Raw genomic sequence first — 24,075 nt, 5'->3', positions numbered from 1 at the left:
TATGCATTACGGCGACATAAAATATATATCAATATTCATCTCTTCCGCGGTCCTGATAATCATATTCTATATACTGGTGATGAGGCGGCGCGAGAGCCTGATGGAAAAATTCGCCGATAAGAATATGTTGGGCGGGATAACGCCCACAGTAAGTATTGCCCGCAAAATTTGGAAGATAGTCCTGATAGCGAGCGCGCTTCTTTTGTGTATATTCTCACTTGCCCGCCCGCAGTGGGGCTTCGAGTGGCAGGAGATAAAAAGGATCGGCCTCGATATGCTGATAGCCGTTGATGTTTCGAAAAGTATGCTTGCCCGCGATGTCAGGCCCAATAGGCTCGAAAGATCGAAGCTTGCGATAAAGGATCTTGTTAAAAAATTAAATGGAGACAGGGTGGGGTTGGTGGCATTTGCGGGAACCGCGTTTCTACAATGCCCTTTGACTATAGATTATAATGGTTTTCTTCTGGCGCTTGACGATATGAATACAGATACGATACCGAGGCCCGGAACATCCGTATCCGGCGCTATCAAAGAAGCGATGAACGCGTTTAAGGGGCCCGAGAAGAAATTTAAAGTGCTGGTGCTGATTACCGACGGTGAAGAACTCGAGGGCGATGCTATAAGCGTAGCAAACGAAGCCGCTCAGGCAGGTATAAGAATATACTGCATCGGCGTCGGAACCCCGGAAGGAGAGCTTATTCCTACCATAGATGAGCGCGGAGAGAGAGCATACCTTGCCGATAAGCGCGGCCAGGCCGTTAAGACGAGATTAAACGAAGAGCTGTTAAAGAGAATAGCCGTCGCTACGGGCGGAAGCTATGTTCATGCCACACAAAGCGATTTTGGGCTCATATTACTGTATGATAAAGTAATCTCTAAATTGGAAAAGCAGGAACTGGACACGAAGATGAAGAAGCACTACAAGGAAAGATATCAGATATTTCTGGCCCTCGCGATAGCTCTCCTGTTGATAGAGTCGCTTTTTTCTGAGAGGAGAAGGTAGCTGTGACGCGTAGAGTAGTTTTTCTGACAATTTTATCGTTCTTTTTGAGCGCTCAGGCGTTGTTTGCCTCAACCGCCGCTGATGTAAAAAAAGGTAATTTATTGTATAATAACAAAAAATATGACGAAGCGATAAAGGTATATGACGCCGCGCTGGAAAAAAAATCGGATAGCGCTATGCTGCGTTTTAACAAGGGCGATGCGCTGTATAGCAAGGAAAATTATACCGCGGCTATAGAGTCATACAATAAAGCGCTGGCTGCGGGCGAATCGGGCATATTATCGCCCACCGATTATAATATAGGTAACGCACAATATAAGATTGGCAGCGCGGCAGCAAAAACGGATATGGAGAAAGCCAAAGGATCCTATGAGACAGCGCTGGAATTTTATAAGCGTTCTATAGACTTGAATCCTAATGATAGGGATGCCAAGTATAATTATGAGTTTGTAGATCAGAAGCTGATGGCGTTAAAGAAGAAGCAGGAGAGCCAAAAGGATAAGAAGCAGGAGGACAAGAAGGATCAGCAACAGCCCAATCAGCAAGACAAGAATCAGCAGGACCAAAAACAGCAGCAGGATAAACAAAAGGATAAGCAGAAAGATCAGCAGCAAGAGCCCCAACAGCAAAAACAGGGCCAGGATAAGAAGGATAAGCAGGATCAGAGTCAGGGTGGTGGCGGCAAAGAGCAGGATAAAGATAAGCCTGAAAGCGAAAAAGATAAGCAACAGGACCAGCAAAAATCTGAAGGTAAGGGTGAGCAGGATAAGCAGCAACAGGAAAAACAAAAGCAGGATCAGAGGCAACAACAAGAGGAAGAGAAGAAGAAGGAGCAGGAGGAACAAAAAAAGAAAGAAGAAGAACAGCGTAAGCAAGAAGAGCGGGAGCAGCAAGAGGAACAAAAACAGCGACAAGAAGAACAGAAAAAACAGGATCAGCAAAGAAAACAAGAGGAAGAGCAGAAAAAAGAGCAAGAACAGCAGGGTCAGAGTGAAGAAGGTCAAAATATGCAGTTTTACCAGGCTTCAGAAGGCGAGTCCAAAGAGATGACGGAACAGGAAGCTAAGATGCTTCTCGAGGGGTACAAGGGTGAAGAAGCAACGGGCCAGTCGATACGCATGAGAAGAAAGCAGGTTCCCTTGCCTGATCCGGACAAGAATTGGTAAATATGAGATATTCGAAAATAATAATTTTGATACTTACTCTCGCTTGTGTTACCGCAGGGCTTATTTATGCCGAGGATGTTAAATTTGAAGCGAGCATAGATAAGAAGGCCGTAGCTATAGGTGAAACGGCGCAGCTTGGGCTGACATTCTACGGCACGCAGAATGTTCCAGCTCCGGATATAGGCAATATCGAGGGGTGCGATGTGCGTTATCTTGGCCCGTCCACGATGATGACCGTGATAAATGGCAACGTATCCTCATCGATAACGCATATGTATAAAATCCAGCCTCTCAGGATGGGAAAGTTCCAATTTGGGCCGTTCAGTTTTAAATATGAAGGCAATACATATACTTCTAATTCCGCTTTTCTTACAGTCTCGGAAGAAAAGCCCAGACAAGATTTAAAAGAGGAGGCAAAGAGTGCAGGTTCCGGAGAGGACGTTGTAGATTCATTGGATTTAAAGGATAGGCTGTTTTTGACGCTAAAAGCTGAAAAGACCAGAGCGTATGTAAACGAGATAATCCCCGTAACTATAAAATTCTACGGCAATAATCTTAATATAAGCGATATACAGCTTCCCACATTTAGCCAGGAAGGATTTTCAAAGGCCCAATTTGAAGAACCAAAACAGTATCGGGAACGCATGGGCGGAATGCTTTTCGACGTATTGGAATTTAAAACCACCATATTCGGAACAAGGGCCGGTGATTACAAGATAGGGCCCGCAAAGTTAAAGTGTAACCTCGTTGTCAGGAAAAGGACAAGGCAGGCATCTGCGCTAAACGACGATTTCCTTAATGAACCTGGCCCCCAGGGGCAGTACTTCGATGAATTCTTCACCCGGTATGAGCGATACCCTGTAGAACTAAAGTCGGACGAGGTTCAGGTCATCCTGTCGCCCTTACCCGCAGAGGGAATGCCGAGCGATTTTTCCGGCGCTATAGGCGATTATCAGTTTATATTTCAGGCAGGGCCTAAAAAGGTCAAAGTCGGCGACCCCGTAACATTGAAGATGGAGATAAATGGCATAGGGAATTTTAACACAGTCATAATACCCAAGCTTGACAATACGGAAGGTTTCAGGATCTATGAGCCTCAAGCCAAGACTGAAGCGAGCAGAAAGACATTTAAGCAGATACTGATACCGGAATCGGATAAGGTGTATCAGACGCCCAAAGCTGTATTTACCTATTTCGATCCGAATAAGAAGGAATACAAGTCAATAGTGCAGGGTCCGGTACCGCTTGTAGTGGAAAAAGTCAAAGATGCGCCCGCCCAGGTAATAGGCGCCCCCCAAGGCTTGCCTTCACCGGCAACGCCTATTAATTTCGGCATGCCGGAAGAGAGGAAAGAAGAGCCACAGGGCGATATCCTTTATATTAAAGAATCTATCGGCCGTGTCCGTACAAAAGATTACCGAATATATAATAATATCGTATTTCTTCTTGTATTTGCGATGCCAATGGTATTTTTGACGGCTCTTTATATTGTTTACGCGAGAAGAAACAGGTTAATACGGGATACGCGGTACGCTCATCGCACTCAAGCGTTTAAAAATATGAGGTATGAGTTTTTTAAGCTAAAGCACCACCTTAAATCGAACGACGCAAAAGGTTTCTACGAGACACTATTTAAAACTATGCAAAACTATCTGGGGGGCAAGCTTTATCTGCCGGTTGCCGGCCTTACATTTGATACGGTGGAGCCGATACTCAAATCGAAGGATGCCGACACGCAGATAGTAAATAAGATACGGGGCATATTTGAAATGTGTGACCGCGCGAAATTCGCGCTTTCCAATATAGATGAGTTCAAAATGAAAGATGACATGAAAGAGCTTGAAGAGATAATAAGATATTTTGAACGGGTGAAGCTATGATAAAACATTTACTTGCGCTTGCGATACTTCTGTCTTCTTTTGGCGTGGCATTTGGGCAGGAAGCCTCAAATGATCCAACCCGTCTTTTTTATAACGGAAATTCTTTTTATGAAAAAAGAGAATATGATAAGGCTATAGAAGAATATCAGAAGATAGCTGATGGGGGGATTGAGAGTGGGCCCTTATATTACAATATGGGCAACGCCTATTTTAAAACAGGTAAAACCGGATACGCGATACTTTATTACAAGAAAGCCATAAGGCTTATACCGGCCGATAGCGACTTAAAATCAAATCTTTCATATGCGCAATCTCTAACCGAAGATTCCGGCTTGCAGGCCACAACTCCCAATAAATTCGCGTGGCTGGCGAAGATACCATTCCGGGAGTTTACCTTAAATGGGGTCGCGAGGATATTGATAGCGTTTTATCTCATTGTTATAGGCCTGATAGCCGGCGGTATAATAAGCCCTCTGTTTAAAAGAAGGGCAACATTTATATTTTACCCAATACTGTTATTATTTATACTGGCGCTGGCGGGATTCTCTGTCAGATACTACGAGGAAGAGATATTGACGCGCGGTATAGTGGTGGTTAAGGATGTTGAATGTAAATACGAACCGATAGATAAGTCGACGACGTATTTTACCCTCCGGGAGGGGCAGGAGGTACTTGTATTGAAAACGCGGAACGGTTGGAGAAGGATAAAGCGTATCGACGGTAAACTTGGCTGGGTAAAGAGTGGTTCTGTGGAGGAAGAATGAGCAAAATAAAAAATATATCTGTTATAGGTGACGGCGGATGGGGCACGACGCTCGCGATACTATTATCGGAAAAAGGATATGAAGTAACTCTTTGGAGCGCATTCGCCGATTACGCAAATTTACTCAAATCGAAAAGGGTTAATACAAAGTTTTTGCCGGGCATACGCATTCCGAACCAAGTCCAGATAACGTCCTCGCTCGATGTGGCTATGGATGGGAATGATCTTGTGGTGCTGGCAGTACCTTCACAATATACGAGAGGAGTATTAACAAGGCTAAGTGCCTGTAAAATGTCAGGGAAGATATTTGTCAGTGTCGCTAAAGGTATAGAGAATAAAACTTTGAAATGCATGTCCGATGTTATTTATGAAGTGCTGGGGAAAATACCCTTAGCTGTGCTCTCCGGTCCAACGATAGCTCACGAGGTCGCGCTAAAAGTTCCTACGACAATAGTCTCATCCGCGAGTGATATCGAGTTAGCCAAGCAAGTCCAGGATGTATTTATGACAGATACTTTCAGGGTATACGCTTCCACAGATGTGCTTGGTGCGGAGCTTGGCGGATCGCTGAAGAATGTCGTGGCTATTGCCGCGGGTATCTCGGACGGGCTCGGTTTTGGAACGAACGCGAAGGCAGCGCTTCTTACCAGGGGCCTGGTGGAGATGGTGCGCCTCGGCGTTGCGATGGGCGCCAAGAAAGAGACATTCTACGGTTTGAGCGGATTGGGAGACCTTGCCACTACATGTATAAGCACGCATTCCAGGAACAGGCATTTTGGGGAAGCGATAGGCAAGGGGAAGACGCCAAGCGATGTATTAAAAGAGAGCGAGATGGTGGTAGAAGGAGTTGCCACAACACAGTCCGCGTATGACCTCGCAAAAAAATATAATATAGATATGCCGATAACCTCCGAAATATACAAGGTCATTTACGAAGACAAAGACCCAAAGAAGGCCGTGTATGATCTTATGACACGTCCTCCAAAAGTAGAAGCATAGATTTTAGATACGCCATTTTTCGACCTGCCCAGGCCCGTTTCGGCTTAGGCAGGGCTTTTTATTTGCATATATAGCCTAATTTGATATAATATCTGTCTATTGTAGTATATAGGCTAAACTTATTTGGCGGGACGTGGCTCAGCCCGGCTAGAGCACTTGCTTGGGGTGCAAGGGGTCGGCGGTTCAAATCCGCCCGTCCCGACCATATTTTAGTATATAGCGTATAGAGGGAAATGCATGAAAAAAATAAATGTAGGATTAATAGGATTCGGCAAGATTGGCGCGGGCGTGGTAAGCGCGCTGCAGTCGAGAAGCAAGCTATTGAAAGACAAGGGCGGCGTCGATATCCGCATAGTCAGGATATGCGACAAGGATATTAAATCCAAACGTCCCGTAAAGGTAAAAAAGTCGGTGCTTACAAAATCTTTAGGAAAAGTCCTTTACGATCCCAGTATTCATGTTGTCATCGAGCTTATGGGCGGATTAAGGCCGGCCAAAGATATAATACTCGAATCCTTGAGGCGTGGTAAATGCGTGGTCAGTGCCAATAAAGCGTTACTTGCTGACAGCGGATATGAAATATTCAGCCTGGCTAATACGCTTGGGCTTACTGTCGGCTTCGAGGCAAGTGTGGGCGGAGGTATCCCCATCATAAAGTCCTTAAAAGACGGATTTATCGCGAATAAATTTGAAATGATATACGGCATAGTAAACGGAACGAGTAACTTCATTCTTTCAAAGATGGATGAAGACGGATTAAAATTTAAGGATGCTCTCTCTATAGCGCAGCAAAAAGGTTATGCGGAGAAAGATCCGTATCTTGATATAAGCGGGATGGATTCAAACCACAAGCTCGCCATTCTTGCGCTGCTCGGGTTTGGTATTCCCGCAAAGCCGGGCGATATATACACTGAAGGGATTTCAGATATCGAGCCATGTGATATCAGATACGCCAAAGAATTTGGATACGCGGTTAAGCTGTTGGCTATAGCCAAAAGGGCCGGCCCGGCTTTAGAATTACGCGTTCATCCGACGCTGATACCAAAATCACATATGCTGGCGACTGTTAACGGTGTTTATAACGCTATATTCGTGAAAGGTGATCTCATCGGAGAAAACCTATTCTACGGCGAGGGCGCCGGCGCGAAACCCACCTCAAGCGCCGTTGTCGGCGATATTGTAAACATTGCCCAGCAGGTTTCGTGCTGCGGTAAGATAGCCACGCCGATAAGTTTTAAAAAAGATGTGGAAGGTATAAAAAAGATATATGATGTCAGGACCAGATATTATGTAAGATTCTCAGCGATAGACAAGCCCGGCGTGCTTGCGAGGATATCCGGCATATTGGGTAAAAATAATATAAGCATAGCGACCGTTACACAGAAGGCCAGGATGGCCTCAAAGGTTGTGCCTATAGTAATGATTACTCACGAGGCGCTTGAGCGCGATATGGCAAGAGCGCTCAAAGAGATAGACGCCCTAAGCGCGATAAAGAAAAAAACTGTCAGAGTGAGAATAGAGGGATAATATGTGGAAAGGCGTGATCGAAGAGTATAGGAAATTTCTTCCGGTATCCGCGAAGACTCCGGTAATAAGCTTGAACGAAGGCAATACGCCGCTTATTTACGCATCTCACATCAGCGCTCTTATCGGCGAAGGAGCGGAAGTCCACCTAAAATACGAAGGCCTTAATCCGACGGGCTCGTTCAAGGACCGCGGTATGTGTATGGCCATTTCAAAAGCGATGGAAGAGGGCTCAAAAGCCGTCATGTGCGCTTCTACCGGCAATACTTCCGCCTCAGCGGCGGCCTATTCTGCCAGGGCGGGAATCAGATGTATCGTCCTGATCCCCGAAGGCGCGATCGCTTTAGGGAAATTATCGCAGGCGCTTATACATGGCGCGAAGGTGCTGGCTATTAAAGGAAATTTTGATGATGCGTTAAATTTGGTACGTGATATTACGGCTAAATATCCGATTACTCTTGTGAATTCTATAAACCCTTACAGGATAGAAGGGCAAAAGAGCGGCGCGTTTGAGATATGCGATTGTTTGGGCGACGCTCCGGATTTTCACGCTATACCGGTCGGCAACGCGGGTAATATAACCGCTTATTGGAAAGGTTACAGAGAATATAAAGACGCCGGTATTTCGAAGAAATTACCCAAAATGCTTGGATTCCAGGCGCATGGCGCGGCTCCGATAGTGCTGGGCCATCCGGTAAAAGATCCGAAAACGATAGCGACGGCGATAAGGATAGGAAATCCCGCCAGTTGGAAACAAGCCGAGGCCGCGCGGGATGCTTCGGGCGGATTGATAGACAGCGTTACTGATGATGAGATACTCGCCGCGTATAAGCTGCTCGCGGAAAAAGAAGGCGTATTCGCCGAGCCCGCAAGCGCGGCAAGCGTCGCGGGAATCTTGAAGCTTGCTAAAAAAGAATATTTCAAAGGGGCCGGAAAAATAAAAATCGTATGTGTGCTCACCGGCCATGGACTGAAAGACCCGGACAGGGCGATTGCAAGCGTTGAGAAACCGAAGGTTCTGGAACCAAAATTGGACAAGATACTGAAGGAGATAGAGGGTTGAAAGTAGCTATTTTAGTCGGCGACGGGATGAGCGATTATCCGATAGAAGAGTTGGGCAAGAAGACCCCGCTTGATGTAGCGAAGATCCCCAACATGAACCAGATCGCCAAAAAAGGCATGATAGGCCTTGTGAAGACCGTGCCGCGCGGCATGAAGCCCGCGAGCGATGTCGCGAATCTTTCAATTTTAGGATATGACCCGAAGGCATACTATACGGGGCGCGGACCTCTTGAAGCGGCAAATATAGGCGTAGAGATAGCCGAAAACGAAGTGGCTTTTAGGTGCAATCTTATAACGGCTAACAATGATACGATGGCCGATTATAGTTCCGGGCACATCAGGGACAATGAGTCAAAGATACTGATGGAATTTCTGGATAAAAAATTAGGAAGCGATAAGATAAAATTTTATCATGGTAAAAGCTACAGAAATCTCGTAGTAATAAAGACGAGATCGCGCGATGATCTAAATGACCTTATGAAGACTTCCTGCACACCGCCGCACGATATAACCGGCAAGGGCATAGGTAAGCATCTTCCTAAGGGCAAGGGCGCAGGGATTCTTATGAAATTAATGGAAAATTCAAAATCTCTTTTGGAAAAACATGAAATAAACAGAGTCAGGGTCGACCTTAAAGAGAATCCCGCGAATATGATATGGTTGTGGGGCCAGGGGACAAATCCCAATATGCCCAGCTTCAAAGGCATGTTTGGCATGGATGGGTCTGTCATTTCCGCCGTAGATCTTGTTAATGGTTTAGGCAGGCTCACAGGCCTTGAGCTTATAGATGTTCCGGGCGCTACCGGATATTATGACACCAACTATCAGGGTAAGGGCGAGTGCGCGGTTAATTCCTTAAAGAAGAGAGATTTTATATTTGTACATGTTGAAGCTCCTGATGAAGCAGGGCACAACGGGGATGTGAGGGCAAAAATTACCGCTATAGAAAATTTTGATAGATATGTTGTGGGTGCGGTATGGAATTACCTGAAGGAGACGGACGATTTCAGAATAATGGTTTTGTCGGACCATGCCACGCCGGTGGCTGTAAGGACGCATGTCTCGGATCCGGCGCCTTTTGTTATGGCAGGCAAGGGCGTTTCTCATAATGGCTTTGCAACCTTCAGTGAGGCGAATGCCAAGCTGAGTAATATAATATTTAAATCGGGCGCCGCATTGACGAGCGCGCTGATTAAAACTAAAGAGGTTACGGGATAGATATGTCTAAAGGCATTATTGTTCAAAAGTACGGCGGGACGAGCGTCGCGGATATTTCAAGGATCCAGAATGTCGCGAAAAGAGTCGTCAAGACGGCTAAGGCCGGATACGATGTTGTTGTCATAGTATCCGCATTGGGCGATACCACGGATAATCTGATGGATATGGCCCTGAAGATCTCTATGAACCCGCCCGATAGAGAGCTCGACATGCTTTTGTCTACCGGCGAGCAGGTGTCATGCGCTCTTCTGGCCATGGCTACCCATAAGCTGGGTAAAGACGCGATATCTTTTACGGGCTCCCAGGTAGGGATCATCACCGATAACTCCTATACTAAGGCGCGCATAATCGATATTGACGCCAAGCGAATAGTGAAAGAGCTTAAAAGAGGCAGGATAGTAATAGTCGCCGGCTTCCAGGGCATGAACGTTAACCAGGATATAACCACTTTAGGCCGCGGAGGGTCCAATCTTACCGCTGTCGCGCTTGCGAAAGTTTTGAACGCGAAGATGTGTGAGATGTATACCGATGTCGAGGGTGTATTTACCACGGATCCAAGAATTGCAAAAGACGCAAGAAAGATAGAGAAGATAAGTTATGAAGAGATGTTTGAGCTCGCTTCATTGGGCGCCCAGGTGCTGCAGCCGCGCTCAATAGAATTCGCGATGAAGTTTGGCGTCCCCATACACGTAAGGTCGAGTTTTTCCGAAAAGACAGGTACTATAATTTCCAGGGAGGTAAAGGCTATGGAGCATATGGTGGTTTCCGGTGTGGCGTTAAATAAAGACGAGGCAAAAGTCACTATCTGCGATGTTCCGGACAAGCCGGGTATTGCGGCCAAAATATTCAAGTATATAGCCAAAAATAACATCAATGTCGATATGATCATCCAGAACGTCTCGAGGACGGGCGCGACCGACTTATCTTTTACCGTTATGGGTACCGAGCTCAATAAGACGATAAAATGCGCGAAAGAAGTTTCGGCGAAGGTAGGCGCGGGTGATGTTACCGTGGATAAGGATATCGCTAAGGTTTCTATAGTCGGTATAGGAATGAGAAGCCACTCCGGTGTTGCCGCAGATATGTTCGAAGCCCTGGCCGCGGAAGGCATCAATATAGAGATGATATCTACCAGCGAAATAAAGATATCATGCGTTGTAAAAAAGAATATGGGCGAAGCAGCCGTAAGGGCAATTCACGCAAAGTTCAGGTTAAATAAAGCGAAGAAATAATTGTGATTTGGAATTTAAAGAGGATCAGATGGCCAAGATAGAACTTTATGATACGACTTTAAGGGATGGCGCTCAATCCGAAGGCATCTCCTTTTCTGTCGCCGACAAGCTAAAGATCTGTGAAAAACTCGACGAGCTTGGCGTGGATTTTATCGAAGGGGGCTGGCCCGGAGCTAATCCTAAAGATATGGAATTTTTTAAGAAGGCGAAGAGCCTTAAGCTGAAGAATTCGCATATTGTCGCGTTTGGCTCTACGCGTTACGCAAAATCCAAGGCTGGCTCTGATAAGATTCTGAAAGGACTTTTGTCAGCTGGTACTAAATATGTAACTATTTTCGGCAAATCATGGGATCTTCATGTAAGGGACGTCTTTAAGGTCGATCTGGGCGAAAACCTTAAGATGATATCGGACTCCGTTAAATTCTTGAAGTCAAAAGGTAAGACCGTGTTTTATGATGCCGAACACTTTTTTGACGGTTACAAGGGTAATAAAGAATACGCTTTAAAGACGTTAAAAGCCGCCCAAGACGCGGGCGCGGCGAGGATCATTTTGTGCGATACAAATGGCGGCACTATAACGAGCCAGGTATTTGAGATAGTCAAAGAGGTTAAGCTGGTCATTAAAACACCTCTTGGTATACATGCGCACAATGATATCGAAATGGCTGTAGCGAATTCCGTAGCCGCTATTCAGGCCGGCTGCGTCCAGGCGCACGGCACCATCAACGGTTATGGCGAAAGGTGCGGGAACGCCAACCTTGTTTCGATCATCGCTAACCTTAAACTGAAACTCGGCATTAATTGCGTATCCGATTTTGCGTTAAGGGAGTTAACCGAAATAGCCCACTTTGTCGCTGAAATTTCCAATATGAAATTACAGGACAACCAGCCTTTCGCGGGGAATAGCGCGTTTGCCCATAAGGCCGGTGTCCACGTAAATGCCATTTTGAAAAATCCAAAGACTTATGAACACGTCGATCCCGCCAGAGTGGGCAACCATAGGCGGCTTTTGATATCCGAACTATCCGGCAAGTCTACCATTATCAAGAAGGCGCAGGATCTTAATCTCGACTTGGGCAAAGACGCGGAAAAATCGAAGGCGATCTTAAAAGTTCTGCAGGAGATGGAGAACCGCGGCTATCATTTTGAAGCTGCCGAAGCCTCGCTCGAACTTCTGATAAAGCGCGTAATGAAGACATTCAAGGATTTTTTTGAGCTTGAGAGTTTCCGTGTAATCATGGAGAAGAATAAAGGCGGCAAAATGTTGAGTGAGGCGACAATTAAGCTTAAAGTGGGTAAGGAGCTCGAGCACACCGCATCGCTTGGCGACGGGCCTGTAAACGCGCTTGACAGCGCTTTGCGTAAAGCACTTAAAAAATTCTATCCTCGATTGGCCCAGATGCATCTCATCGATTATAAGGTCAGGGTCCTGGACGAGAAAGAGGGCACCGCCGCGCGCGTGCGCGTTCTCATTCAGTCGCAGGATAAAGATGATTCATGGTGGACCATTGGAGTGTCAGAAAACGTTATCGAAGCATCCTGGTTCGCCCTTGTCGATTCTATAGAATACAAACTGTTAAAGGATTCAAAAAAATGAAGAAAATAATAGCGATACTGCTGGTTTTGGGATTGTGCGGATGTTCTGGTGCGCAGTTGAGGCAGGAGATATTGGGCATATCGATCGCCGACGTGAAAAATTCCAAGACCAGGCAAACGCAGCAATATGATATATCAAGCGATGTGTGTGTTGCCAAAATAAAAGAGATGCTTTCCGATATGAAGGCGATTGTCCGTGAAAATACGAAGCAGAAATTTATAGTAGCCGATAATCTGCAGGGCTCGTTCCGTTCTTCTATAGATACGACGCAGGTCGGGATACTGGTTACGGCCTGGGAGGCTGATAAGTCGCAGGTAGATGTCGCTTCCGGCAACGCGGATCTCGCCGCGTTTGTTTCAAAGAAGATATCGGAAAAATTAAAGGGCCCGGACCAGTCCCAGGCCCTGAAAGAGGAACAACAGGCAATCAAGTAAAGGAGCTATTATGATAAAGAACATCATGATAGGTGAAGAGATAACGATAACGACCAGGAACAAGGTCGGTATATTGGCCGACGTCGCCATGATGCTCGCCAATAAAGGTATAAATATCGAGGCCGTCCTTGGTTATGAAGCGGGCATCACCGGCAAAGTCTTTCTTATTACGAATGCAAATCTGGTTATTATCAATGAGCTTAAGAAAAAGAAGTATAAGATGGTAAAAGAGACAGAGGTTCTTTTAGTCGATCTGGAAAATAAACCCGGCGCGTTTAAGGTAGTGGCCACAGAGATGAAAGAGAACAACATAGATATAAAATATACATATATAACTCCGTGCACATGCGATACCAAAGGCTCTTCAAGAATGGTGCTCCAGACCAGTGACAACGAAAAAGCGATGGCATTATTGAACAAGTACATAAGCGGTTAGCCATAATGAGAGAATTGCCAAAGGCATATAATCCTCAGGTCATCGAGGACTCTATATACAAGATGTGGGAAGAGAAGGGTTTTTTTTCTGGCAAACCCGATCCCAAAAAGAAGCCATATTCGATAGTCATACCCCCTCCCAATATTACCGGAATCCTTCATATGGGCCACGCTCTAAATAATACAATACAGGACATATTAATACGCTTTAAACGCATGCAGGGCTTTGAGGCTGAATGGATGCCTGGAACCGATCATGCCGGAATTGCCACGCAGAATGTTGTTGAGAAGAAGCTTGCCAAAGGCGGCATGAAGCGCCAGGATCTCGGCCGGGATAAGTTTATAGAAGAGGTATGGAAGTGGCGCGAAGAGTATGGCTCCACCATAATAAGGCAGCTTAAGAAGCTCGGATGTTCATGCGATTGGCAGCGAACACGTTTTACAATGGATGAAGGGCTTTCGGAAGCGGTATTGGAAGTATTCGTAAAATTATACGAAAAAGGGCTCATATATAGAGGCAACTATATAATAAATTGGTGCCCTCGCTGCCAGACGGCTCTATCAGACGAAGAGTCGCAGCATAAAGACATAGAAGGGATGCTTTACCACATAAAATATCCAATAAAGGGATCGAAAGAATTTGTTGTGGTAGCGACGACGAGGCCCGAGACTATGCTGGGCGATGTCGCTGTAGCGGTGAACCCCAAAGACAAGCGTTATAAAGAATTAAAAGATAAAACAATTTTATTGCCGATACTGAATAGAGAGCTAAAGGTGATATTCGATCCTTTGGTCGATATGAAGTTCGGCACAGGGGCGCTTAAAGTAACGCCTGCGCACGACCCTGTGGACTTCGAATTAGGGCAGAAATACGGCCTGGGGCAGATAAACGTGATGCACGAAGACGCGACGATAAACCTGCCGGATACGGATTATCATGGCATGGATAGGCTGGAAGCGCGTGAAGCCATAATAGAGGACTTAAAGGATCGCGGGCTCTTTATAAAGTCAGAGGCGCACAGGCACGCGGTAGGTCACTGTTATCGTTGCCACACGATGGTTGAGCCGCGGCTCTCACCGCAGTGGTTCGTGAAGATGAAGCCCTTGGCAAAACCTGCCATCGAAGCCGTCAAAAAAGGTAAGATTAAATTTCATCCGGATCGATGGACCAAGGTTTATCTGGACTGGATGAATAACATACGCGACTGGTGCATATCAAGACAGATCTGGTGGGGGCACCGCATACCGGTATATTATTGCCGTGACTGTAACGAAATAATGGTGGCGAAGGCCAGGCCCGAAACATGTGTAAAATGCGGCTCTGTGAGGATAGAACAAGACCCGGACGTTCTGGATACATGGTTCTCTTCCTGGCTGTGGCCTTTTTCAACATTCGGATGGCCTAAAGAAACCCCGGACTTAAGATATTTTTATCCGACGAATTCGTTAGTTACCGCGCAGGAGATAATATTTTTCTGGGTAGCCCGCATGATAATGGCCGGTATGGAGTTTATGGGTGGTATACCTTTTAAAGATGTCTATATACATGGGACTGTGCGAGACGTAACCGGAACCAAGATGTCCAAGTCTCTGGGTAATGTCATAGACCCATTGGACATGATAGCCAAGTATGGCACCGACGCGCTTCGTTTCAGTATAGTATCGATAACGGCCCAGGGTCAGGACGTATTTTTATCAGAGAGCAAATTCGAGCTTGGCCGAAATTTTGCCAATAAACTGTGGAACGCGTCAAGATTCATAATGATGAATCTTGAAGAAGATGATATTAACGTAGATCTGTGTGTATTTTTTAAGGCAGAAAACCTGCCTCTTCCGGAAAGGTGGATCCTTTCACGTCTATACTCTACTATCAGGGATGTGGAGAAGTGCCTGGATGAATATAAGTTCAATGAGGCGGCAAATAGTATTTATGATTTTGTCTGGCACGAGTTCTGCGATTGGTATATAGAGATAGCCAAGGCAGCGATTACCGAAAAGACGACCCAAGTAGTGCTGTATAAAGTGCTGGAAAAATCGCTAAGAATGCTGCACCCGTTTATGCCTTTTATTACAGAGGAGATATGGCAGCAGATACCACGGCCGAAAGATTCTAAGGGTGATTCGATAATGATCCAGCCATGGCCGCATATACAGAAAGATATCATATCCGAGAAGTGCGAAACCGAAATGAAGCGCCTTATTGACATGATTACAGCGATAAGAAATATCAGGTCCGTATGGAACATCGAGCCGAGGCTTGAAATGAAGGCTTTTGTGAATATCCATGATAAGAAAGAAGATGAGTTTTTATGTGATAATACAGAGTTCATAAAAAGACTTTCAAGGCTCTCGGAGCTTACCGTGGGCAGGGTGCAGAAGCCGAAAAGTTCCGCCGCGGCGATTGTGGGTAAATCCGAAATATATATTCCGCTGGAAGGCCTTATAGATTTCGATAAAGAGGCCCAGAGGCTTGAAAAAGAAGAGGACAGGATAGCCTGCGAGATAAAATCGATATCCGCGCGCCTTAAAGATAAAAATTTTACCGGTAAGGCGCCGGAAGAAGTCGTTGAAAGACAAAGGGCAAGAAAAACGGAATTGGAACTGCAGATCAAAAAACTGAAAGACAACCTGAAGAATATAGAATAAAAACAAGGAGGAAGCATGAAGAAGTTTGTCGTATTGGTAGCCGCGGTATTGTGTGTTATTTTAGCCGGATCAGCCTTCGCGGTTCCGCAGCATGAACAGATGTCAACAAAACAGATAATGGTCGACAGGAACGGTGATGCCAAAATAGACGGTGTGGATATATATGATGTTGATAACAAAGTCGTAAAAAGAGGTTACGATACAGACAATGACATGGTTGTAGATAAGTGGGAAACCTATGATGAAAATACGGGCATGCCTATTGTAACTGCGAGCGATGAAGCGTTTGAATTAAGGTAGATATGTATCATGCGGCTGGATAAAGAGAGAGTATTACCCATAATAAAGTCTGCGCTTAAAGAAGATATCGGCAAGGGCGATATCACTACCGGTGTCCTTGTAGATAAATTCTTAAGTTCTCGAGCGACCATAATCACAAGGGAAGATTGCGTGGTATGCGGCCTGCAGATCGCAGAATGGCTTATGGCGCAGATAGATTATAGTGTGCGTTTTAAGCCCAATTGCAACGACGGCGATTTTATCGGCAGGGATAAAGAGCTGGTTTTTATTGAGGGGCACACCAGTTCTATCTTAAGGGCGGAGCGGGCAATGCTCAATTTTCTCGAGTTCCTAAGCGGCATCGCCACAAAGACGAAAGAATTTGCCGACAAGACCAAGCCTTATGGCGTGAAAGTGATGGATACGCGTAAAACCTATCCGCTTCTGAGATATCTTGAAAAGTACGCTGTTTCCGTAGGGGGCGGCTCGAATCATCGTATGGGTCTATATGACCAGGTGTTGATAAAAGATAACCATATAAAAGCGAGCATGCAGAAGACCGGCCTGAAAGAGTTGGTAGAGGCGGCAAGAAAGAAAAATTTAAAGGGAACCGTTGTAGAAATAGAAGTGGCGACTCCCGCCCAATTTGAAGACGCGCTTAAGGGAAAGCCGGATATTATAATGCTGGACAATATGCCGGTAAAGGACGTGAAGGCATGCGTTGAGATACGCCGCATGTCAAAGATCAAGGCGCTTCTCGAAGTATCGGGCGGAATAAATCTGGAAACGATAGAAGAGTATGCAAAGACAGGTATCGATATGATATCGGTCGGCGCTCTCACCCATTCGGTCAAATCAATAGACATGAGCCTGGAAATCGTCTAAAAAGATGAATTTTAAACTCGTAAGCAACTTTAATCCGGAAGGTGATCAGCCGCAGGCGATCAAAAAACTGGAGGAAGGCTTACGAAAAGGCGAAAAGTTCCAGACCCTTCTCGGTGTTACCGGCAGCGGCAAGACATTTACGATGGCAAATGTGGTAGCCGCTATAAATAAGCCCACATTAGTAATCTCGCACAATAAGACCCTCGCGGCGCAGCTCTACAGCGAATTTAAAGAGTTCTTTCCCGAAAATGCTGTAGAGTATTTCGTCAGCTATTACGACTATTACCAGCCCGAAGCGTATATTCCGCAAAGAGATATCTATATAGAAAAGGACGCGTCGATAAATGAGGATATAGACCGTTTAAGGCTGTCCGCGACGAGCTCTCTTATGTCAAGGCGTGACTGCCTTATAGTGGCCAGCGTCTCCTGCATATACAGCCTGGGCTCTCCGGGAGAATATGGCGAGATGCTTATATTTTTAAAAGAGGGCGAAGATATTTCGCGTGACGAAATATTATGCAAGCTCGTTTCGATACACTATACGCGCAATGATTACGATTTTAAAAGGTCCACTTTCCGCGTCAGAGGCGACACAGTCGAGATATTTCCGGCATATACAAAGACGGCTTACAGGGTCGAGCAATTTGGCGATAAGATAGAGCATATATATGAAATAAACCCTTTGACCGGCGACATTATAAATGGCGTTCAGAAGATAGGTATATATCCCGCGAAACATTTTGTTACCACGCCTGATAGAATAGAGCGCGCCATTAATACCATAGAGGAAGAGTTGAGTTTCAGGCTCGATGAATTAAAGAGCCAGCGAAAGTTGGTGGAAGCGCAGAGGCTTGAATCGCGCACGAAATATGATATCGACATGATGCGCGAGCTGGGGTATTGCAACGGCATAGAGAATTATTCGCGCCATATATCCGGCCGTCCGTCGGGAGAGCGACCGTGGTGCCTGATAGATTATTTCCCCAAAGATTTTCTTCTTTTTATAGACGAGTCGCATGTGACAATACCGCAGATAAGGGGCATGCATGCGGGCGACAAGGCGCGCAAAGAGACACTGATAGAGTATGGCTTCAGGCTGCCGTCGGCGCTTGATAACAGACCCTTAAGATTCGAAGAGTTTTCAAGCATGATAAATAAGGCGGTATTTGTTTCCGCCACTCCGGATGAATATGAGATAGGGCTCTCTAAAGGTAGCATCATAGAGCAGGTAATAAGACCCACCGGACTTATAGATCCGAAGATAGAAGTAAGGCCGACAGCCGGACAGATAGACGATCTTGTCGGTGAGATAAAAAAGCGCGCCGAGAAAAAAGAACGAATTCTGGTCACCACTCTTACAAAGCGGCTCTCAGAGGACCTGGCGCGCTATTTAAAAGATATGGGCTTGAGAGTGAAATATCTGCACTCTGAAATCGACGCTATAGAAAGGGTAGAGATACTAAGAGACCTTAGGTTAGGAAAGTTCGATTGTCTCGTTGGAATAAATTTATTAAGAGAAGGGCTGGATCTGCCGGAAGTTTCACTGGTGGCGATACTCGACGCTGATAAAGAAGGATTCTTGCGTTCCGGCACAAGCCTTATACAGGTGGCGGGCCGCGCGGCACGCCATATAAACGGCGAAGTGCTGATGTACGCGGACACCGTTACAAAATCCATGAAGAGAGCCATGGATGAGACCAGCCGCCGCCGGGAGATACAGATCGAATTTAATAAGAAAAATAATATAACTCCGCGCTCGATAGAGAAGGCTGTCAGGGAGGGCATCGAGTCATATAAGAAAGCGCGTGAAGTTATTGAGAGTGTCGTCGAGGAGAATGACGACGAGTATGATGTTACGTCATTGATCGGAGAATTACAGCACGATATGGAAGTCGCGGCAAGGAATCTGCAGTTTGAACGCGCCGCCATCCTTCGCGACCAGATAAAGGAGTTAAAAGAGAATGTTGGACGAGAAGATATTAAACGTACTGCGCCATAGCAGGGATTCCTATGTTTCCGGCGAAGAGCTGTGTAAGTATGCCGGCATCTCCAGGGCGGCTATATGGAAACACATAGAGGACTTGCGCAAGGCAGGTTATGAAATAGAAGCCGTGCCTCATCTGGGCTATAAACTTATAACAGTACCCGACGCGCTCATATCTTCCGAGATAAAATGGAAACTGAAAACAAAAGTTTTCGGCAAAGAGATAATATCGTATAAAAAAGTCGATTCAACAAATGATTTAGCCTATCAATTGGCGGAAAAAGGAATAAAGGAGGGCACGATAATTCTCGCGGAAGAACAGTCCAAAGGTAAAGGCAGGCACGGAAGGCGCTGGGCTTCTCCGCCGAAGGGTGGTGTGTACATGTCATGCATATTGAAACCCAGGATAGCCCCGAATGAAATACCGAGAATAACTCTTCTGGCGGCAGTGGCGGTGACTAGGGCGATCAGAGAAGTTACATCGCTTGATGTTTCTATAAAGTGGCCCAACGATATAATGTTAGACGGTAAGAAGATATGCGGTATCTTAACGGAGATGAAAGCCCAGCAAGACTGTGTAGATTTTGTTATTTTAGGCATAGGAATTAACGTGAATACGCCATCTAAGCAGTTGCCCAAAACCGGCACCTCATTAAAAGAAGGGCTTGTCAGGCGCAGCATAAAAGGCGCGGTATCAAGAGTTGAACTGACAAAAAATATCCTGGAAAGACTTGAAGGATGTTATAATTTATTGGCCAGCAAAGGATTTGAGCCTATAGTAGAAGCGTGGAAGAATCTATCCGACATGCTTGGATCGAGGGTAAAGATAAGCCTGCCAGGCAGGACATTCGAAGGGCTGGCTCATGATATAGATCCGGACGGAGCGCTTGTTGTGCGGCTGGATTCAGGAGTGCTGGAAAAAGTTTCCTCTGGAGACGTGGTGATAGCGAGATGAAAAATATATTAGCGGTAGATATAGGAAATACAAATATAACAGTTGGATTATTTAAAGGCAATAAGCTGTCCAGGAAGACGAAGATTCCGACCAATTCATATTCCTTATACGCCCGTAGCATAAAAGCTCTTATAGCGCGGGCGCATTTCGAAATAGGCGATGTGAGCGAGGCGGTAATATCGAGCGTCGTTCCTTTGTCATTAGCGCGGTTTATAGTGGAACTCCGTAAGCTATCATCTGATATAAAGATAACCGTTTTAGGCAAAGACAAGATAGTCCCGATAAAAAATTTATACAGGATAAAGAAAGAGGTGGGGCAGGATAGGCTTGTGAATGCTTATGCGGCCAAGATGCTTTACGGCGCTCCCGCAGTAGTGGTTGATTCGGGGACCGCTATAACCTTCGATATAATCTCAAAAAAGGGCGATTATCTGGGCGGGCTTATATTGCCGGGAATAGAATTATCGTTATCAAGTCTTTACAGAAGAACGGCGTTGTTGCCAAAAGTAGAGTTAAAAGATGCCCCATCTATCATAGGCAAGGATACTGTAAATAGCATGAGAGGCGGCATCTTATTCGGTTTTGGCGCTATGATCGACGGTTTGGCGGCCAAATACAGGAAGATCCTGGGTAAAGATGCGAAAATTATAGCCACAGGCGGAAACTCCAAACTCATCAAAAAATACGCTAAATCCATACAGATGGCGGACGAAGATCTGACATTAAAAGGCCTTTACCTTATTTCTGCAGCCTGTGCTGAAAAATAGGTAAATTCTATTGACCTGCCCGCCCACTTATATTAGAATGATTATCTCATAATTATTTTAATATAATGACGCTAAAGCCAATCAATTCAATTGCCACAAAGCTCGGTATATCAAACAGATATCTGGAGCCATATGGTTACCATAAGGCCAAGATATCCCTGGACATCCTCAAGTCTAAAAAGAATTTACGGTCAAAGGGCAAATATATCGTTGTAACGGGCATCACCCCGACGCATTTGGGTGAGGGAAAGACCGTTACTACGATAGGCCTATCGATGGCCCTGAATAAGCTCGGCAAGAAAACGGTTGCCTGCATAAGACAGCCCTCTATCGGGCCGTTCTTCGGTGTTAAAGGCGGAGGAGTTGGCGGTGGTAAGGCTATGGTACTGCCGGAAGACGATATCAATCTGCACTTAACAGGCGATATACACGCGGTAAGCCAGGCTCATAACCTTTGTGCGTCATTTATAGACAATCATCTATATAGAGGCAATGGATTAGGCATAGATACGGATAGGATATACTGGCGCAGGGTAGTCGATGTAAATGACAGGGCGCTGCGTAACGTCATGATAGCCTTAGGCGGCGGTGAGCATGGCGTCGAAAGGAAGACCGGATTTTGCATAACAGCGGCAAGCGAAATAATGGCTATCCTTGCATTATGCGAGTCTATACCGGATTTAAGGAGGCGTCTTTCAAGGATAGTCCTTGCCCTTACCAAAGAAGGCAAGGCCGTTACGTGCGAAGATATCCATGTCGCGGGAGCCATGGCGCTGTTATTAAAGGACGCTATAAAGCCAAACCTTGTGCAGACAGGCGAGAATACGCCGTGCATTATACATACAGGGCCATTCGCGAATATAACGCATGGGAGCAGCTCCATTCTGGCCGACCGTGTCGGGCTGAAATTGGCGGATTTTGTGGTTACGGAATCCGGATTCGGAGCGGACTGCGGGATGGAGAAATTTGTTAATATAAAGTGCGCCCAGAGTGGACTCAAGCCCGATGCCGCAGTCCTGGTATGTTCGATAAGAGCGCTTAAAGTACATTCCGGAATGTTCAAAATGACCGTGGGTAAGGCGCTGGGCAAAGAGATCGAAAAAGAAGATTTAAAGGCAGTTGAATCAGGTTGCGAGAACCTAAAAAAACAGATAGAGAATGTGCTCATTTACGGCGTGCCTTGCGTTGTCGCCGTCAACAGATTTGCCACAGACACCGACAAAGAGATAGATTTGGTTAAAAAGATAGCTTTAAGCTCCGGCGCGTTTGACTGCGTGGCAAGCGAAGTTTATAAAAAAGGCTCGGCAGGCGGTAAGGATCTCGCGAGGGCGGTGGTAAAGGCCGCTTCCGTAAAGAGTAATTTCAGGCGCCTGTATCCGTCCGGTGTATCCATAAAAGAGAAGATGCGTATTATTGCCACTAAAATTTACGGCGCAAAAGATGTGAATTTCGAGCCGCATGCCCAGGCAAATATAGAGATTTTTGAAAAACTGGGTTTGGCAAAATTGCCCATATGCATGGCAAAGACGCCATTATCCTTGTCGCATGACCCGGAACTTAAAGGCGCTCCGAAAGATTTTGTATTGCCTATACGCGAGGTGCGCCCATCAGCCGGGGCGGGATTTTTATATGCGCTGTGCGGTAATATTCTTACCATGCCGAGCCTGCCGTCTCATCCGGTGGGCGAGTGCATGGATGTCGACGCCAAAGGGAGGTCGAAGATATGTACATTAAAGGATCTGTAGAAGCCTATTTAAGTGATCTTGCTGCCCGAAAACCGGCACCTGGCGGCGGAAGCGCGGCCGCGCTTACTGCGGCTGCAGGGGTAGCGCTGATGTCTATGGTCGCAAATTACACTATAGGCAATCCGAAATATAAATCCGGCGAAGAGAATGCGAAGAAAATATTAAATAGGACGCTTGAAGCGCGCAAAGAACTCGAAGCCCTTATCGATATGGATGTAGAAGCTTATAGTAAATTGTCGAAGATCATGAAGGAGACTAAGGACGCTTCGAAACTGGAGATGGCCTACAAAGAAGCCATAAAACCTCCCTGCGATATATGCAGAATATCCGCGGAATGTTTAAAATTATGCGATGGATTGATCGAATGCGGCAATAAAAATTTAATAACGGATACGGCGATAGCGGTTATATTTCTGGAGGGCGCGTTCTTTGCCGCGAAGTACAACGTCTACATAAATATGAGATATATAAAGGATATGGATTTTATCGGCAGTATCCACAATATCCTGCAGCCGATGGAGGAGCAGCTGCCGAAGTTAAAAGAAGAGTTCTTGGAAAAATGCGAGGAGGTAATCAGGTGAGTGCGGCACTTTTAGAGGGTAAAGTAATAGCGGAAGGACTTAGAACGTCGATAAAATCAGATGTCGAAGCGCTTAAAGCTAAAAGCGGCAAGACGCCTAAGCTGGTTGCTTTGCAGATGGGAGATAACGCGTCGAGCGCCGTGTATGTCAAAGCGCAGAAGAAGGCGGCGGAAAATCTTGGAATAGAGTATGAACTTAAAGTCTTACCAGCGACGATTACACAGGCCGAAGCGGAAGATATTGTTAAAGAGTTAAATAGTAATTCGGCCGTATCGGCGATAATATTACAGCTTCCGGTGCCAAAGGGTATAGACGCAAAAAGGATAGTTAATCTTATATCGCCCGCAAAAGATGCCGAGGGCATGCATCCGGAAAACCTCGGGAAAATATTGCTGGGCCAGTACAGGATAGGCCCGTGTACGGCCATGGCTGTAATGGAATTATTGGAATCATCAAAAGTAAATCTATACGGGAAAGAGGCGGTTATAGTCGGCCACTCAGAGATTGTGGGCAAACCGCTTGCCATGATGCTACTAAATAAATTCGCGACGACGACAGTTTGTCACATAGCCACCGGCGAAAGAGGCGTGCTTGCCGATCATGTAAAAAGAGCCGAGGTGCTGGTCGTTGCGGTAGGCAGGGCAGGTATAATAAAAGGTGATTGGATAAAAGAAGGCGCTATTGTTGTAGACGTAGGGATAAATAGAGTAGCGGACAAGATAGTCGGCGATGTGGAGTTTGAGGCCGCTTCAGCAAAAGCGTCTTTCATCACGCCTGTTCCCGGCGGTGTAGGGCCGATCACAACTACTATACTTATGCGTAATACTGTTGAATTGTTTAAGAATAGTTTTATGTTTTAAACTCATGAATTGCACCGCCGCGGTGTCGTGTAGTTAGCTACATTCCCACCGCGGCGGTGG

General features: G+C 45.9%; 21 protein-coding genes and 1 tRNA gene. All 22 read left to right on the top strand.

Annotated features, from left to right (window positions below):
* Position 1: 1 nt before the first annotated feature.
* Positions 2–1,003, top strand: coding sequence for a VWA domain-containing protein (locus tag Q8R38_08455; protein MDP3792054.1), 1,002 nt, complete (start codon positions 2–4; stop codon positions 1,001–1,003).
* Between the two features lie 2 nt (positions 1,004–1,005).
* Positions 1,006–2,169, top strand: coding sequence for a tetratricopeptide repeat protein (locus Q8R38_08450; GenBank protein MDP3792053.1), 1,164 nt, complete (start codon positions 1,006–1,008; stop codon positions 2,167–2,169).
* Positions 2,170–2,171: 2 nt separating this feature from the next.
* Positions 2,172–4,049, top strand: coding sequence for a BatD family protein (locus tag Q8R38_08445; GenBank protein ID MDP3792052.1), 1,878 nt, complete (start codon positions 2,172–2,174; stop codon positions 4,047–4,049).
* Positions 4,046–4,813: a tetratricopeptide repeat protein gene (locus tag Q8R38_08440; GenBank protein ID MDP3792051.1), complete on the top strand. Its 768-nt coding sequence runs from the start codon at positions 4,046–4,048 to the stop codon at positions 4,811–4,813. The genes Q8R38_08445 and Q8R38_08440 overlap by 4 nt, the downstream gene beginning before the upstream one ends.
* The gene (locus tag Q8R38_08435) at positions 4,810–5,811 is read left to right on the top strand and encodes an NAD(P)H-dependent glycerol-3-phosphate dehydrogenase (protein ID MDP3792050.1); all 1,002 of its coding nucleotides are present in this window, start codon (positions 4,810–4,812) and stop codon (positions 5,809–5,811) included. The genes Q8R38_08440 and Q8R38_08435 overlap by 4 nt, the downstream gene beginning before the upstream one ends.
* Positions 5,812–5,938: 127 nt before the next feature.
* A tRNA-Pro gene (locus tag Q8R38_08430) sits at positions 5,939–6,016 on the top strand.
* Positions 6,017–6,048: 32 nt separating this feature from the next.
* Positions 6,049–7,338, top strand: coding sequence for a homoserine dehydrogenase (locus tag Q8R38_08425; protein MDP3792049.1), 1,290 nt, complete (start codon positions 6,049–6,051; stop codon positions 7,336–7,338).
* 1 nt (position 7,339) lies between these two features.
* Complete coding sequence (gene thrC, locus Q8R38_08420; protein MDP3792048.1) at positions 7,340–8,398, top strand: threonine synthase; 1,059 nt, start codon at positions 7,340–7,342, stop codon at positions 8,396–8,398.
* Entirely contained in the window at positions 8,395–9,615 is a 1,221-nt protein-coding gene (locus Q8R38_08415; protein MDP3792047.1) for a cofactor-independent phosphoglycerate mutase, read from the top strand. Before thrC ends, Q8R38_08415 begins: the two co-directional genes overlap by 4 nt.
* A gap of 2 nt (positions 9,616–9,617) precedes the next feature.
* Positions 9,618–10,847: an aspartate kinase gene (locus Q8R38_08410; protein MDP3792046.1), complete on the top strand. Its 1,230-nt coding sequence runs from the start codon at positions 9,618–9,620 to the stop codon at positions 10,845–10,847.
* Between the two features lie 28 nt (positions 10,848–10,875).
* Entirely contained in the window at positions 10,876–12,444 is a 1,569-nt protein-coding gene (gene cimA, locus Q8R38_08405; GenBank protein MDP3792045.1) for a citramalate synthase, read from the top strand.
* Positions 12,441–12,878, top strand: a complete 438-nt coding sequence (locus Q8R38_08400; protein ID MDP3792044.1) for a hypothetical protein — start codon at positions 12,441–12,443, stop codon at positions 12,876–12,878. The genes cimA and Q8R38_08400 overlap by 4 nt, the downstream gene beginning before the upstream one ends.
* Before the next feature lie 10 nt (positions 12,879–12,888).
* The gene (locus Q8R38_08395) at positions 12,889–13,314 is read left to right on the top strand and encodes a hypothetical protein (protein MDP3792043.1); all 426 of its coding nucleotides are present in this window, start codon (positions 12,889–12,891) and stop codon (positions 13,312–13,314) included.
* 5 nt (positions 13,315–13,319) lie between these two features.
* Positions 13,320–15,959, top strand: a complete 2,640-nt coding sequence (locus Q8R38_08390) for a valine--tRNA ligase (GenBank protein MDP3792042.1) — start codon at positions 13,320–13,322, stop codon at positions 15,957–15,959.
* 15 nt (positions 15,960–15,974) lie between these two features.
* Positions 15,975–16,259 (top strand): hypothetical protein, encoded by a 285-nt coding sequence (locus Q8R38_08385; protein ID MDP3792041.1) that lies wholly within the window; start codon positions 15,975–15,977, stop codon positions 16,257–16,259.
* 9 nt (positions 16,260–16,268) lie between these two features.
* On the top strand, positions 16,269–17,123 hold the full coding sequence (nadC, locus tag Q8R38_08380; GenBank protein ID MDP3792040.1) for a carboxylating nicotinate-nucleotide diphosphorylase: 855 nt from the start codon (positions 16,269–16,271) through the stop codon (positions 17,121–17,123).
* A gap of 4 nt (positions 17,124–17,127) precedes the next feature.
* Complete coding sequence (uvrB, locus tag Q8R38_08375) at positions 17,128–19,122, top strand: excinuclease ABC subunit UvrB (GenBank protein MDP3792039.1); 1,995 nt, start codon at positions 17,128–17,130, stop codon at positions 19,120–19,122.
* The gene (locus Q8R38_08370; GenBank protein ID MDP3792038.1) at positions 19,085–20,062 is read left to right on the top strand and encodes a biotin--[acetyl-CoA-carboxylase] ligase; all 978 of its coding nucleotides are present in this window, start codon (positions 19,085–19,087) and stop codon (positions 20,060–20,062) included. The genes uvrB and Q8R38_08370 overlap by 38 nt, the downstream gene beginning before the upstream one ends.
* Positions 20,059–20,829 (top strand): type III pantothenate kinase, encoded by a 771-nt coding sequence (locus Q8R38_08365; GenBank protein ID MDP3792037.1) that lies wholly within the window; start codon positions 20,059–20,061, stop codon positions 20,827–20,829. Before Q8R38_08370 ends, Q8R38_08365 begins: the two co-directional genes overlap by 4 nt.
* A 65-nt stretch (positions 20,830–20,894) precedes the next feature.
* Positions 20,895–22,574 carry a formate--tetrahydrofolate ligase gene (locus tag Q8R38_08360; GenBank protein MDP3792036.1) on the top strand — a complete coding sequence of 560 codons (1,680 nt, stop codon included), beginning with the start codon at positions 20,895–20,897 and terminating at the stop codon, positions 22,572–22,574.
* Positions 22,553–23,155, top strand: a complete 603-nt coding sequence (locus tag Q8R38_08355; GenBank protein ID MDP3792035.1) for a cyclodeaminase/cyclohydrolase family protein — start codon at positions 22,553–22,555, stop codon at positions 23,153–23,155. Before Q8R38_08360 ends, Q8R38_08355 begins: the two co-directional genes overlap by 22 nt.
* Entirely contained in the window at positions 23,152–24,015 is an 864-nt protein-coding gene (locus Q8R38_08350; protein ID MDP3792034.1) for a bifunctional 5,10-methylenetetrahydrofolate dehydrogenase/5,10-methenyltetrahydrofolate cyclohydrolase, read from the top strand. The genes Q8R38_08355 and Q8R38_08350 overlap by 4 nt, the downstream gene beginning before the upstream one ends.
* Positions 24,016–24,075 lie beyond the last annotated feature (60 nt).

The organism is Candidatus Omnitrophota bacterium, assembly GCA_030695905.1.
In the GTDB taxonomy this organism is placed as follows: domain Bacteria; phylum Omnitrophota; class Gorgyraeia; order 2-01-FULL-45-10; family 2-01-FULL-45-10; genus CAZHPY01.
The sequence above is the reverse complement of the archived record's forward strand: the minus strand, read 5'-3'. Positions and strand labels throughout refer to the sequence as shown.

Bases quoted from the DNA above. Each gene is read 5' to 3' on its own strand.
- Q8R38_08370 (MDP3792038.1), top strand. From the start codon at position 19,085: ATGTTGGACGAGAAGATATTAAACGTACTGCGCCATAGCAGGGATTCC.
- Q8R38_08425 (MDP3792049.1), top strand. From the start codon at position 6,049: ATGAAAAAAATAAATGTAGGATTAATAGGATTCGGCAAGATTGGCGCG.
- Q8R38_08410 (MDP3792046.1), top strand. From the start codon at position 9,618: ATGTCTAAAGGCATTATTGTTCAAAAGTACGGCGGGACGAGCGTCGCG.
- nadC (MDP3792040.1), top strand. From the start codon at position 16,269: ATGCGGCTGGATAAAGAGAGAGTATTACCCATAATAAAGTCTGCGCTT.
- uvrB (MDP3792039.1), top strand. From the start codon at position 17,128: ATGAATTTTAAACTCGTAAGCAACTTTAATCCGGAAGGTGATCAGCCG.
- Q8R38_08435 (MDP3792050.1), top strand. From the start codon at position 4,810: ATGAGCAAAATAAAAAATATATCTGTTATAGGTGACGGCGGATGGGGC.
- thrC (MDP3792048.1), top strand. From the start codon at position 7,340: ATGTGGAAAGGCGTGATCGAAGAGTATAGGAAATTTCTTCCGGTATCC.
- cimA (MDP3792045.1), top strand. From the start codon at position 10,876: ATGGCCAAGATAGAACTTTATGATACGACTTTAAGGGATGGCGCTCAA.
- Q8R38_08400 (MDP3792044.1), top strand. From the start codon at position 12,441: ATGAAGAAAATAATAGCGATACTGCTGGTTTTGGGATTGTGCGGATGT.
- Q8R38_08455 (MDP3792054.1), top strand. From the start codon at position 2: ATGCATTACGGCGACATAAAATATATATCAATATTCATCTCTTCCGCG.
- Q8R38_08385 (MDP3792041.1), top strand. From the start codon at position 15,975: ATGAAGAAGTTTGTCGTATTGGTAGCCGCGGTATTGTGTGTTATTTTA.
- Q8R38_08395 (MDP3792043.1), top strand. From the start codon at position 12,889: ATGATAAAGAACATCATGATAGGTGAAGAGATAACGATAACGACCAGG.
- Q8R38_08445 (MDP3792052.1), top strand. From the start codon at position 2,172: ATGAGATATTCGAAAATAATAATTTTGATACTTACTCTCGCTTGTGTT.
- Q8R38_08355 (MDP3792035.1), top strand. From the start codon at position 22,553: ATGTACATTAAAGGATCTGTAGAAGCCTATTTAAGTGATCTTGCTGCC.
- Q8R38_08360 (MDP3792036.1), top strand. From the start codon at position 20,895: ATGACGCTAAAGCCAATCAATTCAATTGCCACAAAGCTCGGTATATCA.
- Q8R38_08390 (MDP3792042.1), top strand. From the start codon at position 13,320: ATGAGAGAATTGCCAAAGGCATATAATCCTCAGGTCATCGAGGACTCT.
- Q8R38_08365 (MDP3792037.1), top strand. From the start codon at position 20,059: ATGAAAAATATATTAGCGGTAGATATAGGAAATACAAATATAACAGTT.
- Q8R38_08440 (MDP3792051.1), top strand. From the start codon at position 4,046: ATGATAAAACATTTACTTGCGCTTGCGATACTTCTGTCTTCTTTTGGC.